The sequence below is a fragment of the Myxococcus sp. AM009 genome, from assembly GCF_013372605.1.
Classification (GTDB): domain Bacteria; phylum Myxococcota; class Myxococcia; order Myxococcales; family Myxococcaceae; genus Myxococcus; species Myxococcus vastator.
Genome location: NZ_JABXEP010000078.1, coordinates 21,046 through 37,686 on the forward strand (window position 1 = coordinate 21,046; position 16,641 = coordinate 37,686).

18 protein-coding genes are annotated in these 16,641 nt (G+C 69.9%); 4 read left to right on the forward strand and 14 right to left on the reverse strand.

Translation table 11 applies throughout. The annotated features are described in order from the left end of the window. Positions 1–62: 62 nt before the first annotated feature. The 7 genes from HV824_RS20075 to HV824_RS20105 form a co-directional block, all read right to left on the reverse strand. Positions 63–872, reverse strand: coding sequence for an N-acetylmuramoyl-L-alanine amidase (locus HV824_RS20075; protein ID WP_176418806.1), 810 nt, complete (start codon positions 870–872; stop codon positions 63–65). A gap of 50 nt (positions 873–922) precedes the next feature. Then, a complete protein-coding gene (gene selD, locus HV824_RS20080) occupies positions 923–1,981 on the reverse strand; it encodes a selenide, water dikinase SelD (RefSeq protein ID WP_176424011.1) in 1,059 nt (352 codons plus the stop codon). Between the two features lie 64 nt (positions 1,982–2,045). Beyond that, positions 2,046–2,984 carry a DUF4388 domain-containing protein gene (locus tag HV824_RS20085; RefSeq protein WP_176418808.1) on the reverse strand — a complete coding sequence of 313 codons (939 nt, stop codon included), beginning with the start codon at positions 2,982–2,984 and terminating at the stop codon, positions 2,046–2,048. Positions 2,985–2,989: 5 nt separating this feature from the next. Then, the gene (locus HV824_RS20090) at positions 2,990–3,712 is read right to left on the reverse strand and encodes a lipopolysaccharide assembly protein LapB (protein ID WP_176418809.1); all 723 of its coding nucleotides are present in this window, start codon (positions 3,710–3,712) and stop codon (positions 2,990–2,992) included. Positions 3,713–3,751: 39 nt separating this feature from the next. Further along, a complete protein-coding gene (locus HV824_RS20095; protein ID WP_176418810.1) occupies positions 3,752–4,456 on the reverse strand; it encodes a hypothetical protein in 705 nt (234 codons plus the stop codon). Beyond that, on the reverse strand, positions 4,453–5,229 hold the full coding sequence (locus tag HV824_RS20100) for an outer membrane protein assembly factor BamD (RefSeq protein ID WP_176418811.1): 777 nt from the start codon (positions 5,227–5,229) through the stop codon (positions 4,453–4,455). The genes HV824_RS20095 and HV824_RS20100 overlap by 4 nt, the downstream gene beginning before the upstream one ends. Before the next feature lie 10 nt (positions 5,230–5,239). After that, positions 5,240–5,746, reverse strand: coding sequence for a regulatory protein RecX (locus HV824_RS20105; protein ID WP_176418812.1), 507 nt, complete (start codon positions 5,744–5,746; stop codon positions 5,240–5,242). 35 nt (positions 5,747–5,781) lie between these two features. Here HV824_RS20105 and HV824_RS20110 point away from each other — a divergent pair, with 35 nt between their 5' ends. Further along, positions 5,782–6,519 (forward strand): hypothetical protein, encoded by a 738-nt coding sequence (locus HV824_RS20110; protein ID WP_176418813.1) that lies wholly within the window; start codon positions 5,782–5,784, stop codon positions 6,517–6,519. 27 nt (positions 6,520–6,546) lie between these two features. Here the strand turns inward: HV824_RS20110 and HV824_RS20115 are convergent, their stop codons facing one another. The 4 genes from HV824_RS20115 to HV824_RS20130 all read right to left on the reverse strand — a co-directional run bounded on the left by HV824_RS20115 (position 6,547) and on the right by HV824_RS20130 (position 11,248). Then, entirely contained in the window at positions 6,547–7,962 is a 1,416-nt protein-coding gene (locus HV824_RS20115) for a type IV pilus twitching motility protein PilT (RefSeq protein WP_176418814.1), read from the reverse strand. A gap of 133 nt (positions 7,963–8,095) precedes the next feature. Further along, positions 8,096–8,497, reverse strand: a complete 402-nt coding sequence (gene rpsI / locus HV824_RS20120) for a 30S ribosomal protein S9 (RefSeq protein ID WP_140789134.1) — start codon at positions 8,495–8,497, stop codon at positions 8,096–8,098. 14 nt (positions 8,498–8,511) lie between these two features. Continuing rightward, entirely contained in the window at positions 8,512–8,958 is a 447-nt protein-coding gene (rplM, locus tag HV824_RS20125) for a 50S ribosomal protein L13 (RefSeq protein WP_176418815.1), read from the reverse strand. Positions 8,959–9,172: 214 nt separating this feature from the next. Beyond that, a complete protein-coding gene (locus tag HV824_RS20130) occupies positions 9,173–11,248 on the reverse strand; it encodes an ATP-dependent helicase (protein WP_176424012.1) in 2,076 nt (691 codons plus the stop codon). A gap of 127 nt (positions 11,249–11,375) precedes the next feature. Between HV824_RS20130 and HV824_RS20135 the strand changes: the two genes are divergently transcribed. Together HV824_RS20135 and HV824_RS20140 are read left to right on the forward strand one after the other, a co-directional pair. After that, a complete protein-coding gene (locus HV824_RS20135; protein WP_176418817.1) occupies positions 11,376–11,858 on the forward strand; it encodes a hypothetical protein in 483 nt (160 codons plus the stop codon). A gap of 16 nt (positions 11,859–11,874) precedes the next feature. Next, entirely contained in the window at positions 11,875–12,372 is a 498-nt protein-coding gene (locus HV824_RS20140; protein WP_176418818.1) for a caib/baif family protein, read from the forward strand. Positions 12,373–12,396: 24 nt separating this feature from the next. Here the strand turns inward: HV824_RS20140 and HV824_RS20145 are convergent, their stop codons facing one another. Together HV824_RS20145 and HV824_RS20150 are read right to left on the reverse strand one after the other, a co-directional pair. Then, on the reverse strand, positions 12,397–13,584 hold the full coding sequence (locus HV824_RS20145) for a class I SAM-dependent rRNA methyltransferase (protein ID WP_176424013.1): 1,188 nt from the start codon (positions 13,582–13,584) through the stop codon (positions 12,397–12,399). Positions 13,585–13,589: 5 nt separating this feature from the next. After that, positions 13,590–14,822, reverse strand: a complete 1,233-nt coding sequence (locus tag HV824_RS20150) for a metallopeptidase family protein (RefSeq protein WP_176418820.1) — start codon at positions 14,820–14,822, stop codon at positions 13,590–13,592. 112 nt (positions 14,823–14,934) lie between these two features. On the opposite strand from HV824_RS20150, the gene HV824_RS20155 reads away from it, so the two are divergent. Further along, entirely contained in the window at positions 14,935–15,516 is a 582-nt protein-coding gene (locus tag HV824_RS20155) for a nucleoside triphosphate pyrophosphatase (protein ID WP_176424014.1), read from the forward strand. An 11-nt stretch (positions 15,517–15,527) separates the two neighbouring features. Here the strand turns inward: HV824_RS20155 and HV824_RS20160 are convergent, their stop codons facing one another. Further along, on the reverse strand, positions 15,528–16,490 hold the full coding sequence (locus HV824_RS20160) for a hypothetical protein (RefSeq protein ID WP_176424015.1): 963 nt from the start codon (positions 16,488–16,490) through the stop codon (positions 15,528–15,530). Positions 16,491–16,641: the final 151 nt, after the last annotated feature.

The window sequence follows — 16,641 nt, forward strand, 5'->3', positions numbered from 1 at the left end:
AGCGTCCCCTTCTCTACCAGAGCCACGCGGCGCGGGTGTCGTTTGCCTTGGCGCCGGTGCGCTCAGGGCGACACGGGGCCCGCCACCTCGGTCTCCCGGGCGGCATCCCTGCGCCGCGTCTGCTTGAGGAAGGCCAGCACGCCCTCGGCAATCGCCTCGGCCAGCTTCTCCTGGTACTCCGGCCGGCCCAGCCGGGGGCCCTCCTTGGGATGGGAGATGTAGCCCACCTCCACGAGGACGGCCGGGCACTCCACGCCGGAGAGGACGAAGAAGGGGGCCTGCTGCACGCCCCGGTTCGCCGCGCGGGTGCGGCGCACGAGGCGCGGGTGGATGGCGTAGGCCAGGCGCGAGGAGTCCGCGTGCGCCTCCGTGCGCGCCAGGTCCTGGAGGATGAAGGCCAGCGTGGAGTCCGTCCGCGCGGCGCGCGACAGGGGCGCCTCCGCGTTCTCCCGGTCCGCCACGGCGAGCGCGGCGTCACCGGAGGCGCTGGCGGACAGGAAGTACGTCTCCACGCCCTCGGTGCGCGCGCGCATCCGCCGGGTGGGCATGGAGTTGGCGTGGATGGAGATGAAGAGGTCGGGCGCGTGGTCATTGGTCCACGCCACGCGCTCCGTCAGCGACACCAGCGTGTCGCGCTCGCGCGTCAGGAACACGTCGCCCCCCGCGGCCTCGAGCTTGTCCCGGAGGCGGAGCGAAATCTGGAGCGCGACGTCCTTCTCCCGCAGCTTGCCGGGGCCCTTGGCGCCTTCCTTCGCGCCACCATGTCCCGGGTCGATGATGATGCGCGCGGGACGCTCCGCCGCCCCGGCGATGACGGGGACCAGCCAGAGCAACGACAGGAGGCCGAGGAGGGGGCGGCGCGGCGACGACATGCTGGGGCCCCATGCTAGCGGAGCCCGGCCGCCAGCGCGAAATCAGGGCCTCAGCCCACCACGTCGATGCCCGGCTTCCCTGCCTGGACTTCACCAATCAGCGCCGCGTCCACGCCGGCCGCCTCCAGCGCCTTGAGCGCCTTGAGCGCCTGACGTGCGGGGACGCTGGCCAGGAGGCCGCCGTTGGTCTGCGCGTCCGCGAGCACCCACTGGATGCACTCGGGCAGCCCTTCGGGGAAGCGGACCTTCTTGTGGACGTGGGCGAGGTTCGACTTCGTACCGCCGGGCACCACGCCGTCCTCCGCCAGCGCGGGCACCTCCGCGATGAGCGGGATGCGCTCCAGGTCCAGCATGGCGCGCGCCTTCGCCGCGGTCATCATCTCCAGCAGGTGCCCCAGCAGGCCGTAGCCCGTCACGTCCGTGAGGGCGTTCACCTTGAACTTCCCGGAGGCGAACACCTCACCCGCGGCGCGGTTGAGCGTCGTCATCACGCCCAGCGCCCGCTTCGCCAGCTGCTTGGAGGCCACGCCCCGCTTGATGGCGGTGGTGGCGATGCCCGAGCCCAGGGGCTTGGTGAGGAAGAGCACGTCCCCCGGCTTCGCGCCCGCGTTGGTGAGCACCTCCTTCGGGTGCACCACGCCGGTGACGGCCATGCCGAACTTCGGCTCGGGGTCGCGGATGCTGTGGCCGCCCAGGATGGGGATGCCGGCCTCGTCCGCCTTGGACTGGCCGCCCGCCAGGATTTTCGACAGCACCTTCAACGGGAGCTCGTCCGGGAAGCACACCAGGTTGAGCGCGAAGAGGGGCCGCGCGCCCATGGCGTAGATGTCCGACAACGCGTTGGCCGCGGCGATGGCCCCGAACTGGAACGGGTCGTCCACCACCGGTGGGAAGAAGTCCACCGTCTCCACCACGGCCATGCCGGGCGCCAGCCGGTACACGGCTGCGTCGTCGTTGGTGGAGAACCCCACCAGCGCCTGGGGGCCCTTCGTGGACTTCAGCCCCCCCAGCACCTGCGCCAGGTCCGAGGCCCGCAGCTTCGCCGCGCAGCCCGCGCAGTGGCTCAGCTCGGTGAGGCGCTTCACCTTGTCCGTCTTCTTCTCCGCCATGCCCGCTCCCCCGCGCCTCGCCGTCCCGGCACGGGCCCCGAAAAGGGCCCGGCCCGTTCACCGCTCAGGCCGCTCGGATGTAGTCCCGCTTGAGCAGCTGCACCACGGCCTCGGCGGTGACGACGTCGTCCGCGTCCGCGTGGTCCATCACCGCGTTCAGGGTGCCGTAGTTGTGCACCAGCTGCAGCACGTCCAGCAGCTCCGGCGCCAGCTCCTTGAGCGGCGGCGTCAGCGGCGAGGCCAGCGCCAGCGCGGCGTCCGCCGCCGGGAGGCTGGGCTGCAGGCGCTTGATTTCGTCCAGCTGGCGGAGCGCGTCCATGAGGAGCGCCTCGGTGGACGAGTCCAGCTCCACCATGAACTCCTGGTTCTCCGCCGGGCGCAGCTCGAAGTCGCCCTCTTCCCAGGTGATGATGCGGTTGAAGCTCTTCTGCGGACCCAGGTTGTGATTCTCACCGATGACGGCGTAGTACACGCGGCCCTGGCGCAGGTAGATGCGCCCTTCCTGGTCGCTGCGCTGCACCACCAGCACGCCGTTCTTCTTGGACGTGTGGAACAGCTGGAGCAGGTCCGGGAGGGGAATCTCTTCAATCTTCCCCGTCATGGAGCTGGCCTTGTTGGTCGTCCGCGCGGCCTGGGCCGCGGCGGCCTCCTCCAGCTTCAGCCGGGCGGTGCCCTCATCCACGCTGGCGCCTTCAGCGCCCTGGTGCACGAGCTTGAGGATGGACGTGCCAATGAGGATGCGGTCCCCTTCCTTCAAGCGGGACTGCTTCACCTTCTCACCGTTGACGAAGGTGCCGTTGGTGGAGCCCAGGTCCTCGATGGTGATGCTCCCATCGGAGAAGCTGATGCGCGCGTGCTTGCGGGAGACCATGTCCTCCACGAGCACCATGTCCAGCTCACTGGAGCGGCCGATGACGATCTGCTTGTCCGCCTTCAGCGGGAATTCGCCGCCCTGGTACTTCCCTGAGATGAACTTGAGGGCGTAGGTCTTTTGGGTGTCCATGGTCGTCAGCCAGCCTGCTCCGCCTTGCCGGGGTCCTTCACCAGGTTGAGGTACATCTGCGCGCTCTTGTTACCGGGGCTGCGCACCAGCACGTCCTCCCAGACCTGCACCGCCTCCGCCCGCCGCCCGGCCGAGTACAGCGCGACTCCATACTGGATGTGTCCCGGAATGAAAGCCGGGTTCTGGGCGATGACCTGCTCGTATTCGATGAGGGCCGCCGCGTTGTCCCCCGCGTCGCGCAGGGCGTTGCCCAGCTTGAGGCGGATGTCCACGAACTGAGGACACAGCGCGAGCGCGCGCCGGTACTCCTCAATGGCCTTGGCCCACACGCCGCTGGAGGCGAAGACGTCGCCAATCTCGCCGTACATGTTGGCGATCTTCTTCTCCACGTAGGGGTCCAGCTCGTCCGGGCCGGATTTCTGCTGGGAGAGGGCGGCCTGGTAGACCTCCTTCGCCTCGGCGTACTTCCCCATGTCGTTGTAGATGACGGCCAGGTTGAGCGCCGCCTCGGTATAGGCGGGGTTGAGCTGTAGCGCGGATTCGAACGCGCGCTGCGCCCGGGCGAACTGCCCCTGGTCGTGGTAGATGATGCCGAGCATGTTGAATACGTCCGCGAACGTCGGATTCTGCTCGACGATCTTCGCGAGGTATTGCTCGGCCTGCGCGTACTGCTTCTTCTCGAAGTAGCCGCGCCCGAGGGTCAGTAGCTGCTTGAGGGGCTCGTCCATGAATCGGCCCGCCAGGGCCCTGCCTCCGAGACGGCTAGCCTACATGAGGCTGGGAGAAAACAAGAATTCATCACCACTGAGCGACAACGAGAGTCGCCGCTGGCCCCGGGTGTCCACCGGCCGCGCCGGCAGCGCCCCCTGAAGGCGCCAATGCTCCGTCACCACCGCGTCGTCCCGCTCCAGCCGCACGTACCACGCTTCCACCTGGTAACCCCGCGCCCGGACCTGGCGCAACTGCTCCCACTCCGGCCCGCCCACGCCGGGCGTGCCCGGCCCCGCCAGCCGCACCAGGGACTCCGCGTCCGCGGCCTGGAGCGCCCTGCGGCGGGACTCCAGCGCCGTCACCACCGCCAGGAGCCGGGGCGCTGGCGTCGTCTCCGGCACCCAGGACCCGTTTCGCACCACGAAGGGTACCCGCTCCACGCCCGCGGTGCCCACCCGGGTGTCGCCCAGGGCGCCCTCGAAGTCGAGCGTGGCCTGCGCTTCCGCCCGCCGACCTCCGGGCGCCACGTTGACGGTGATGCGGGCGAAGCGGTGCTGCCGGGACGTCAGCGGCCCCGGCGCGCCGGGCACGGGCAGCGACAGGCCGCTGGACTCCGTCTCCTTGAGCGCGGTGATGATTTCCAGCTCGGGGCCCGCCGCGGCGCCCAGGAAGCGTGGAACGAACAGGGCCAGGGTGGCGCTCAGCGCCAGGATGACGATGAGGCCGCCACCCAGGCGGCTCCAGTCCTGGGTCGTCCTCACGAGCCCAGCATACGTTGGGCGCGCTCCGCCGCGGGCGTGCCGGGCAGGCGGCGCAGCACCTGGCGCAGCGTGTCCTGCGCCTTCTGCGGGTCATTCAGCTTCACGTACGCGTCGTGCAGGTCGAAGAGGGCCTCCTCCTCGTACTGCGTGCCCGGGTAGCGGCGCAGCAGCCCTTCCAGGCGTTGGGCCACGGCCTTCCAGCGCTCACGCTTCTGGTAGAACTGGGCCGCGTACAGCTCGTGCAAGGCGAGCCGGCGCTGGGCGTCCTCCCGGTGCGTCTTCGCCTCCGCCACATACTGAGACTGGGGGTACTGGCGCAGGAACCCCTCCATGGCCACCAGCGCGGAGCGGATTTCGCCCTGGTCCTTCTCGTGGGAAGGCGGCAGGGCGAAGAACTCGGAGGGGTAGGCCTGCACGTGCGTCAGCGCGGAGCGGAAGGCCGCGTAGTCCACCTTGGCGTGCGTGGGGTGGAGCTTGATGAAGGACTGGTACTGCTCCTTGGCCTCGGGGAGCGCCTCGCGCTCGAAGTCCACGTCGGCCAGCTTCAGCTCGGCCTCGCGGGCGGCCTCCTGGTACGGGAACTTCGTCCGGACGTACTCGAAGTACTTCTGGGCGCGGAAGAAGTCCTTGTTCTCCAGGGCCTCGGAGCCGAGCCGCAGGTTTTCGTCGGCGACGGCGGCATAGTCAGGCTCACCGGCCTGGCCCTGCGTGAGGGACGCACACCCGGTACCGAACAACAGGAAGGCGGACAGAAAGGCGACGGCGGAACGCATCCCCACCACGCTATTCCTCCGGCCCCGAGGGGTCCAGTGAAGCTTCTCCGAGCAACCGGTAGATGACGTCCTCCGAGAAGCCCCGGCTGTCCAGGAGCCGTCCTGCGCGGGCCCGCTCCCTGGCCTCCAGCGGGCGGCCGAGCAGCCCCCGCTTCTCCAGCACCGCGCGGGCCGTGGCCAGCGCGTCGAAGGACACCGCGTCGCTCGCCTCGGAGAGGGCCTGCTGGGCCGTGCCCTCCTCCAGCCCGTGCGCCCGCAGCCGGTGGGCCACCGCCTCCGGCCCCAGCCGGCCCCGGCCCAGGAGCTGGGTGGCCCGCTCGCGCGCGAAGCGCTCGTCGTCCAGGTAGCCCCAGTCCTTCACGCGGGCGAGCGCGGCCTCGCGCACCGCTTCGGTGAAGCCCTTCCGGGCCAGGGCCTGCTCCAGCTCGCGGCGGCTGCGCGCGCGCATGGACAAGCGCTTCAGGCACGCGTCCGTGGCACGGCGAACAGCGTCGGGCCCTTCGTCCTCCGGAGGCATGGCGGGATACCTAGCATGTGGTAACAGGCCCGGCCATGCACCCCGTACTCGCCCGCTTCCTCGCCGCCGATGCCGCTCGGGAGACGCTCCTCAAGCAGCAGTCGGGCGGAGACCTCTCCGCGGAAGAGCAGGCCTTCACCGACGCCGCCTCCGCCAACCCGAAGCACAAGTCCGTGCTGCTGGGCGTGGGAGGCCGAACCCTGTCCACCGACGCCCAGGCTTCGCTCGTGCTGCTGGCGGCCCACGCCGCGGTCCGCGCGCTGGACCAGGACGCCACCCTGGCCGAGCCCACGAAGAAGGCGCGCGAGGCCCTGGCCGAGGAAGGCGCCAGCCCAGAGGAGACGGACGCGTTCCTGGCCTCCGTCCTCCTGGAGGAGGCCTTCGGCTACGAGCAGGACGTGGACGCTTTCGACAGCGAATACGTGAAGGAGGCGCTGGGCGAAGTGCCCGCGCTGGCCGCGCTCACCAAGGAGGCGGTGGACGCGCTCTTCCTCACGTTCGTGAAGGCCGCGGCCAACGACGCGGAGCGGAAGGTGCGTGAGGGCATGGCCCGCGCCCTCTTCGACATCGCGTGGTCGGAAGGGCCCGCGCCCATCAACCCCGAGCACATGGAGGCCGTGCTCGACGCGGAGGTGGTGGACCGTCCCGAGGAGGAGCAGGAGGCCAAGGTTCAGGCCACCGCGCAGCTGCTCCAGGCGCTGTCCAAGGAGGGCCTCGTCGGCCCCATCCGCCTGTCCCGGCTGCGCGCGCTGCTGGGTGAGGACGACGCGTAACCGCCGCTGTCGGGGACAGCGGCGCCGTTAGAAGCGCTCGATCTGGAAGTCGTCGTCCCCACCTGCCGCGGCGGGTGCCGGGGCCGGAGCGGGCGCAGGCGGGCGCGCGGCGGGCGGCGCCATGGGACGCCCCACCGGCGCGCCGGACGGAGCCCCCGGACGCGTGGCCTGCGGCGGCGGAGCGCCCGGACGCATCTGATGGGGCGCCGGCGCCGCTGGACGCATGGGCTGCGCCATGGGCGCCGGAGCGGGCGCGGCCTGCGGCGCTGGCGCACCCGTGGGCGCCCCCTTCTGCGCGAAGGCGGAGGAGCCGGGGATGGGCCGCGAATCGCCGGGCTTCGAATCGAAGTTGTCCCACTTGGAGTCGGACGTGCCGCTGATGCCGGAGAAGCGCAGCGCGAAGTCGTCCGGGTTGGTGGCCTGCCGGTGGGCCTCCTCGTAGGTGACGAGCCCCTGCCGCACCAGGCTCATCAGCGACTGGTCGAAGGTCTGCATCCCGTACGTGTCCGTGCCCTGGGCAATGGCGTCGTGGATCTCCTTCGTGCGGTCCTTGTCTTCGATCATCTCGCGGACACGGGCCGTGACACGCAGCACCTCCACGGCGGCCACGCGGCCCTTGCCGTCCGCGCGCGGCACCAGACGCTGGGACACCACGCCCTTGAGCACGCTGGCCAGTTGGAGGCGCACCTGCTTCTGCTGGTGCGGCGGGAAGGCGGAGACGATGCGGTTGATGGTCTCCGTCGCGTCCAGCGTGTGCAGCGTGGACATCACCAGGTGGCCCGTCTCCGCGGCGTGGAGCGCCGTTTCGATGGTTTCGTGGTCTCGCATTTCGCCCACGAGGATGACGTCCGGGTCCTGCCGCAGCGCGCTCTTGAGCGCCTGCGCGAAGCTCATCGTGTCCACGCCCACCTCGCGCTGGTTCACGATGGAGCGCTTGTCGCGAATGAGGAACTCGATGGGGTCCTCAATCGTCATGATGTGGCTGGTCTCGTTGGCGTTGATGTAATCAATCATCGCCGCCAGCGTGGTGGACTTGCCGGAGCCCGTGGTGCCCGTCACCAGCACCAGGCCGCGCTCCTCCCCGCAAATCTTGGCGAGAATCTGGGGCAGCATCAGGTCCTGGATGCTCATCACCTTGAAGGGGATGACACGCAGCACGGCGCCCACGGTGCCACGCTGCTGGAAGACGTTCACGCGGAAGCGCCCGAGCCCCGGCACGCCGTAGGCCAGGTCCACCTCGTTGCTCCCCTTGAACTTCTCCTTCTGGAACTCGTTCATGATGCCGAAGGCCATACGCGCCACCTCCTCGGGAGGGAGGCGGCGGCCGTCCTTCAGCGGAACCAGCGAACCGTCCACGCGGAACATGGGCGGCAGGCCTGCCTTGAGATGAATGTCGGAGGCACCGCCGCGCAGGGCGATCTGGAGGATCTCGTTGAGTTCCATGAGCGGAGCGGATGCTACCAGACGCTCGCGCACGCATGCGATGGGGCGTGATGGACCCCGAAAACACATCGGCGGAGGCCCCCGAATGAGGACCCCCGCCGCGTGAGGACAACCCAGCTGCCGAGCGAGTCGCTTAGCGCTTGGAGAACTGGAACCGGCGACGCGCGCCCGGCTGACCGTACTTCTTGCGCTCGACCGCGCGAGCATCGCGGGTGAGGAAGCCGGCCTTCTTCAGCGCCGGACGGAACTCCGGGTTGAAGGAGCACAGCGCACGGGCGATGCCGTGACGGATGGCGCCGGCCTGGCCGGAGAGACCGCCACCCTTGACGTTGACCGTGACGTCAACCTTGCCCTTCTGCTCGAGGATCTCGAGGGGCTGGTTGAGGACCATCTTGGACGTCTCGCGGCCGAAGTACTCGTTCAGCTCGCGGCCGTTGATGGTGACGAGGCCAGTGCCAGGACGAATCCAGACGCGGGCGGTGGCCTCCTTGCGGCGGCCGGTGGCGTAGAAACCGAGCTCTTGGTGGATGGGCATGGACGTTGTCTCCCTTACGCCTCGACCTCGAACGCGGCAGGCTTCTGGGCCGCGTGCGGGTGCGTGTCACCTGCGTAGACCTTCAGCTTCGTCATCATCTGGCGGCCCAGCGCGTTGCGCGGAAGCATGCGCCGCACGGCGTTGATGATGATGTCCTCGGGGTGACGCTGGCGGAGCTTCTCCAGGTTGGTGATCTTCAGGGCGCCCGGGAAACCCGCACGCGGGTGCCGGTAGTACATCTTGTCCTGCTCCTTCGTACCCGTCACCTTCACCTTTTCGGCGTTGATGACGACCACGTGGTCGCCCGTGTCCATGGACGGCGTGTAGATGGCCTTGTGCTTGCCCTTCAGCAGGGTGGCAATCTGGCTCGCCGTGCGGCCCAGCACCTTGTCGGACACGTCAATGACGTGCCACTGGCGCTTGATGTCCCCAGCCTTCGCGCTGTAGGTCTTCTGCGACATTTCGTGCACTCCAGACTTCTCGCGGCCGCCGTGTGCATTCCAGGGACCGCTGCTCGTGCTTAATCAACCGCGGGTCGACCGTGAAAACTTCACGGAGGCCCGGAAAGGCCGACCGTCCTAGTGGGTGTGGCGGATCAAGTCAAGGTCGCACCGCACCGGACGTCTGGATTCCCTGCCCTCCCCCTCCGGGACGCCCCGGACAGGGAGCGCCCACCTACCGGGCCGCGCCCCCGGACGGCCCGGCGCCGCCTGGAGGGGCCCCTGGAGTCGCGGGTTTCTTGAAGCGCTCCTTCAGGTTGGCGAAGAAGTTCTTCTCCTCCGTAGTGGGAGGCCCCTGACGCGGCGCGTCCATCTCCACCGTCTCAATCACCTCCGGCGGCAGGTCCTCCAGGAAGCGCGAGGGCGTCCGGGGCACCTCCTTGCCGCGCTTCACGCGGGTGGCCGCGCGGGTGAGGTAGAGCACCTCCTTGGCGCGGGTGATGCCCACGTAGCAGAGGCGCCGCTCCTCCTCGAGGTTCTGCGCCTCGCCCTGCATGCCCCCGTGGGGCATCAGGTCCTCCTCCATGCCGATGAAGAAGACGAGCCGGTACTCCAGGCCCTTGGAGGCGTGCACCGTCATCAGGGTGACGCGGCGGTTGGCGCCCGGCACCTCCTCTTCCTCCTGCCGGGTGTCCAGGCTCAGGCGGTTGAGGTACGTCGGCAGGCTGGCCTTGGGGCCCTCGCGCTTCTCGAAGTTCTCCAGCGAGTTGAGCACGCCGTCCACGCCCTTGAGCTTCTTGTCCGCGGCGGTGGCGCTGGTGGCGTGGGCGCGGGTGGCCTCGCGGAAGCCAATCTCCTCCAGCAGCTTGCGCGTCACGTTGGCCAATTGGCCGTGCTCGTACGCGGCGCGGTAGCGCTCCACCAGGTCCACGAAGTCCGCCACCCGGGCCCCGGCCCCCGGCGGCAGGTCCTCATAGTCGGTGGCCTTCTTCATCACCGTCCACAGCGTGACGCCCTCGCCCCGGGCGTGGACGTTCAGGCGCTCCATCGTCACGTCGCCAATGCCGCGCGAGGGCACGTTGACGACGCGCAGGAGCGAGATTTCGTCCAGCTTGTTCACGATGACCTTGAAGTACGCGATGACGTCCTTCACCTCGCGCCGGTCGAAGAACTCGCTGCCGCCCACCACCTCGTAGCCGATGTTCTTCTCCCGCAGCGTCTCTTCAATGGGGCGGGACTGGCCGTTGGTCCGGTAGAGCACGGCGATGTCGTCCGCGGAGACGCCCAGGGCCATGTGCTTCTGGATTTCGTGCGCGACGAAGCGGGCCTCCTCTTCGTCATTGGGGCACGTCACCACCTTCACCTTCGCGCCCCCCTTGCGGTCGGTCCACATCTGCTTGGCCTTGCGCTCGGGGTTCTTCGCGATGACGGCGTTGGCCGCGTCCAGCACCGTCTGGACGGAGCGGTAGTTCTGCTCCAGCCGGACCTCCTTCCCTCCCGGGAAGAGGCGGTCGAAGTCGAGGATGTTGCGCACCTCCGCGCCGCGCCACGAATAGATGCACTGGTCGTCGTCGCCCACCGCGCACACGTTGCGGGAGCGGCCCGCCAGCAGCTTCAGCAGCTCCAGCTGCGCGGTGTTGGTGTCCTGGAACTCGTCCACCAGCAGGTAGCGGAAGCGCTTGGTGTACTTCTCGTAGAGGTCCGGGTGCTCACGCAGCAGGCGCGCGGGCAGCAGCAGCAGGTCGTCGAAGTCCACGGAGCCCTGGGCCTTCAGCGACAGCTGATAGTCCGGGTACACCATGTGGGTGATGAGGTCGTAGTCATCCCCAATCCCCTCCGGCTTGGGCTCCGGCGCCTTGCCGGAGTTCTTCGCCTTGGAGATGAGGTTGAGCACCTTGCGCGCATCAAACGACCGGTCGTCGATTTTGTGCTCACGCATGGCGCGCCGGATGTTGGCCAGCTGGTCGCCCATGTCGGCGATGGCGAACTTCCTGGGCCACCCCAGCCGGTGGATGTCCTCGCGGAGCATCTCCGCGCCAAAGGCGTGAAACGTACACACCAGCACGCCCTGCGCCCGAGGCCCCGCCATGTGGACCAGGCGCTCCTTCATCTCCGTGGCGGCCTTGTTGGTGAAGGTCACCGCCAGGATGTTGCGGGCCATGATGAGGCCTGGCCGCTCGTTGAGCAGGTGGACGATGCGGTGGGTGATGACGCGCGTCTTGCCGCTGCCAGCGCCTGCCAGCACGAGGAGCGGTCCCTCCAGGGTGACCACGGCCTCGCGCTGCGGAGGATTGAGCTTCGAGAGGTCCATTGCGCGCGGGGCGGGGATACCCTTTGATTCGTTCGTGCGCGACTCTTTTTTCCCCAGGCGCTCTGGCGCTTTTCTCGCACTCGTCCTGGGCACGGGATGCCTCGGCGGGTCCGGCGCGTCCCCGGAGGTGACACCCGTGGTGCCGGCGGCGAGCGCGCCCTGCGTGTACTTCAAGCAGTTGGCGCCCTTCCTTCCAGAACGGCTGGACGGCTTCACGGTGGCGCACACCCAGGGCTCCACCGGAAAGTACGGCGAGGTGTCCGTCTCCGAGGCCGAGCGGCGCTACACCCGAGGTGAGGGGCGCGAGGTGAAGGTGCGCATCGTGGACACCACCATGGGCGAGCGCATTGGCAAGGCCATCCAGGAGGCCGCCGACCGCTCCCGGGGCAAGCCGGCCAGTGACCCGTCCGCGCCCATCCACATGGACGACGCCGTGGGCTTCGTGCGGTACGACGCGGAGGAGTCCGTGGCCGAAGCGAACCTCCTTGTGGGGGGGCGCTACGTGGTTGCCGTCACCAGCCGGGGATTTCCGGGTACGGTGGAGGTGCGCCGGGTGGCGCGCGGCATCGACCTCGCGGGACTGGCTCGCCTGAGGCCCGGTCCGAACTGATGAAGGAGTGTCCCAGGTGGTGAAGGACAAAGGAACGCGGCCCGATAAGGCGGACCTGGTCGCGCAGGAGAAGGCGGCGCGGGAGTTGGTGTCCACCCTGGGCAAGCGGGAGTTCCTGGAGCAGTTCCAGAAGCTGGCCAAGAGCTTCGCGTCCGATCCGGGCAACCCCGGCTCCTACGCGTGTGAGGGCTGTCAGCGCTGCGCCAACTGCATGTTCTGCAAGGACTGCGACAGCTGCTTCACGTGCACGCACTGCACCCGGTGCGAGCTGTGCAACAACTGCTCGCACTGCGTGGACTGCAAGAGCTGCAACGCCTGCGCGTACTGCGTCCAGAGCGAGAACTGCTCCACCAGCGCGTACCTGGTGCTGAGCCGCAACCTGCAGGACTGCAACTACTGCTTCGGCTGCGTGGGCCTGGCGAAGAAGGACTTCCACATCCTCAACGTCCCCTTCCCCCGGACGGAGTACTTCAAGGTCGTGGGCCGGCTGCGCAAGGAGCTGGGCATTCCGTAGGCCCCAGCCCCGCCCCTTGCCTCGTCAGAGGGCGCGCACGTAGAGGGCCTTCAGGTACTCCGTCTCCGGCAGCCCGGCCAGCACCGGGTGGTCCAGCCCCGCGCCCCGCCGCTCCAGAATCTGCACCGGCCGCTTCGCGTCCGCGGCGGCCGCCAGCACCATCTCCTCGAAGGCGGCGCGGTCCAGCTTGCCGGAGCAGGAGCAGGTGACGAGCAGCCCGTCCGGCTTGAGGCAGCGGAAGGCGCGCAGGTTCAGCTCATGGTAGGCGCGCAGCGCGGTGGCCAGGCCCTCGCGGCGCTTGGCCAGCCCGGGGGGGTCCAACACCACGGTGTCGAAGCGACGCCCGCTGGTGTCGAAGCGGCGCAGCACGTCGAAGGCGTTGGCGTTCTCCACGGTGACGTTGGCGCGGCCGTTGGCCTCGGCGTTGGCCTTGGCGCGCGCGGCGGCCTTCTCGTCCTGCTCCACCGCCAGTACGGACGTGCAGGTGCGCGCCAGCGAGAGCGCGAAGCCCCCGTGGTAGCTGAAGAGGTCCAGCCCCTCGCCGCGCGCCAGCTCCCCGGCCCGCAGGTGGTTGTCCACCTGGTCCAGGAAGGCGCCCGTCTTCATGTCGCCCTGCAGGTCGACCTCGAAGCGGTTCTCCCCCTCGTGGTAGGCGAAGCGCGCGGCGCCCTCGCCGTGCAGCAGGCGCGCCTCGCGCGGCAGGCCCTCGAAGTCACGGCCAGAGGCGTCATCCCGGCACATGACGTGGGTGGCGCCGGTGAGCTCCACCAGCATCTTCGCCAGCGTCTCCTTGCGCGCGTCCATGCCCTCGGAGAGCGTCTGGAGCGTGAGGCCCTTTCCGTAGCGGTCCACGAAGAGGCCCGGGAGCTGGTCCGCCTCGCCGTGCACCAGCCGCAGCCCGTCACGGCTGGACAGAAACGCCCGGCGCGCCAGGGCGGCCTCCAGGCGGCGGCGGAAGAAGGCGTCGTCCACCGGCTCCTCGGCGGGGCTCTTGCGCGTCAGCAGGCGCAGCGCCAGGGGCGAGCGGCGGGCGTAGAGGGCCTGGCCAATGGGGTTGCCCTGGGCGTCCACCACCAGCACCACGGCGCCGGGGCCCTTCACGTCGGGCGGGGCGGCGATTTCGGTGCGGTACAACCAGGGATTGAAGTGCCGCAGCGAGCGCGCCCCCTTGGGGCTGACACGCGCGACGGGCAGGGCTGCATGGGGGGGCATCAGGCTCACTCCAGGCCGCGAGCGGCCAGTTCTTCGTCGTCTTCGCCGCGAAGGTGCCCGATTTCGTGCAGCAACGTCACGCGGATCTGCTCGCGAAGCTCCTCGGGCGTCCGGACGGCGCGCGCCAGGTTGCGGCGGTAGAGCACCACAGAGCGGCACGGCACCTCGGAGCCGTCACAGGGTTCGCCCAGCGGCGGGCCCCGGAAGAGGCCCAGAATCGTGGGCGACAGCGGCGGCTGGTTGGCCAGCAGGTCCGCGTCCGCGGGCAGCTCCTCCGCCGTGACGGGCACGCCGTCCAAGTCCCCCCGCATGTCCCTGGGCAGCTCGGCGACGGCCTTCACCACCTGAGCGCGGAAGTCCTCCTCCGCGGGCAGCGGCGGCTCGGGGAAGTCGTCGGGCGCCAGCGTGCGCGCCTGGTCGAAGTGGCCCTGCGCCTGCTCCCACTTGCCCTCGCGCTCCAGCAGGAGCCCCAGGTGGTGGTGGGCGTGCGCGGCGCGCTCCGGGTCGTCCACGAGGCGGGTGAAGGCGGTGCGGGCCTCCCGGAAGCGGCACAGCTCGAAGAGGGCCAGGGCGCGCTCGTAGAGGGCCTCGCGGCTGCCGGGATTTCGCGCCAGGACAATGGCCGAGTGCGCCAGCGAGGACTCCGCCTGCCCCAAATCATTGAAGGCCATGGCGGCCACCAGCGCGAGGTGCGGAATCAGCTCCGGGGGCGTGTTGGGCTGGGACAGGCCGCGCTCCGCGTAGAGCGCGCCCAGTTCGTCCCGCTCCCGGGTGGAGGACAGCTGCACGGCGTACAGGTGCGCCGAGCCCAGGAGCGCGGACGGGTCCCCCGGGTCGATGGCGAGCGCCCGCGCATAGGCGAGCTGCGCCTCCGTCTCGCGGCCCAGGGCGGCCAGCGCCACGCCGCGCTCCGCGTGGGCGGTGGCCAGGTCCGGCTCCAGCGCGGCGGCCTGGGCGGCGCAGGACAGGGACTCCTCGAAGCGGCCTTCCTCGAAGTAGCGACGCGACGCATCCAACGGGGCCGCGCCGTCCGAGCGGCACACGGCCAGCGGCTGCATCCGGTGGGTGGCGTCCTCGGGAGGCGGCGCGGGGCGCACGCTGGCGGTGGGCGACCCGGCGCCAGGCCCGCTGAGGGCAGGCACGGCCGGACAGGACGCGTCCGGCGCTTCGGAGGCCGGAGGGCCGCGCTTGCAGGCAACGATGAGGAGACAGAAGGCGAGCAGACCGCGCCGCGACATGGGCCGCCAGGGTACGGCATCACCCCGTGCCCGGGAAGCCAGGACGTGCATGCTCGCCTGCTGACGCGACCGGACACCCACCCGCTCCACACTGCACTAGGTTGCCCATCCCATGAGCGAATTGATTCTGGCCTCCACGTCGAGCGCCCGGCGGGCCCTGATGGATGGACTGAGGCTTCCCTACCGCGCCGAGGCCCCCGGCGTGGACGAGGTGGTGGCCCCGCACCTGTCGGTGACGGAGGCCGTGCGGGCGCTCGCGTCGCGCAAGGCCCGCGCGGTGCATCAGCGGCACCCGGAGGCCTGGGTGCTGGGCGCGGACCAGCTCGTCGAGGTGGCGGGCGAAGTCCTCTCCAAGCCCGTGGACCGGAGCGCGGCTCGGGAGCAACTGCGCAAGCTGGTGGGCACCACCCACGCCATCCACACCGGGGTGTGCCTGGTGGGGCCCGGCGGCGAGGCGCACGAGGCCGTGGAGACGGCGCGGCTGACGTTCTACGCGGTGAAGGACGAGGAGCTGGAGCGCTACCTCGACCTGAACGAGTGGGAGGGCTGCTGCGGCAGCTACCGCGTGGAGGAGGCCGGACAGGCCCTGTTGGAGCGGCTCGACGGCGACCGCGCCAACGTGCAGGGCCTGCCCATGGTGACGGTGGTGCGGCTGCTGCGACAGGCGGGCTTCCGCTTCTTCGAGCACCGCTGACGCCCGCGCCGTCACGCGTCGGAGGACAGCTCCGCGAGAATCTCCGCATAGGCGGCGCGCGCCTTGTCGGACCGGTCCGCCTTGAAGCTCACCGCGGCCACCACCGGGTGCCCGCCTCCGCCGTAGCGCCCGGCGATGGCGGACAAGTCGTGCCGCCGCAGCTCCGGCTTCCACGGGTTGGAGCCGATGGACACCTTGGCCCGCGAGGCCCCCTTCCCCACCCACAGCGTGTAGCGCGCGTCCGGGTAGAGGGCGTAGGCGATGAACTTGTTGAGGCTGTCCACGCCTTCATCCACGAGGTCGAAGAAGACGACGCCGCGCTCGTAGCGCGCCTGGGCACGCACCAGCTCGATGTTCGCCTGGTGGCGCGCCAGCAGCGGCGCAAGCGGCGTGGCGATGAGCGGCGAGGCGGCGATGTCCACCAGCGAATCGGACTGCATGCGGCGGATGACCTCGGGGATGAGGCCCGGGTCCTTGTTGGCCTCCAGCACCGTCATGATGCGCAGCGCCGGCTCCTCCAGCGCCACCGCCATTTGCGGCGAGGGGAACTGGGCCCCGTCGATGATTTCCGCCCAGTGGATGAGGTCCGACAGGGGCGACGCATCCCAGCCGAAGCGCTCCCGGGCCACGTCCGCCAGGTACTTCGTGCAGCTCTTGCGGTGCGCGTCGTGGAACTTGCGCCCGCTGGTGTCCGCGCGGAAGTGCGCCTCGTCCCCCGGCTGCTGGAAGGCGGAGGCATGGTGGTCGAACCACCACGTGAGCCTCGCGTCCTGGCTGTAGCGGAAGTCGACGATGACGTTCTCCTCACCGGTGAACACCGCAGGGTCGATGCCCTCGGCGCCCGGCTTGTGGTTCAGACCGAGGTACCGGAAGGCCGCGTCCGGCCGGACGCGCTCCCGATAGAAGCGGGAGAACACGGCCGCGCTCGCGGCGCCGTCGAAGCAGCTGTCGTGAAAGAGGACCTGGACGTTCATGGCGACGAGCCCCTTACTGCAACGCGAGTCCCGCGCCCACCGTCGTGAAGGCCACCTCGTCCGCGCCGCCACTCGCCTGGGCGGCCACCACCGCCAGCCCCACGAGCCGCCCGTCCGCCAGCACCCCGCACGCCAGCGTGCCCTCCGCCCC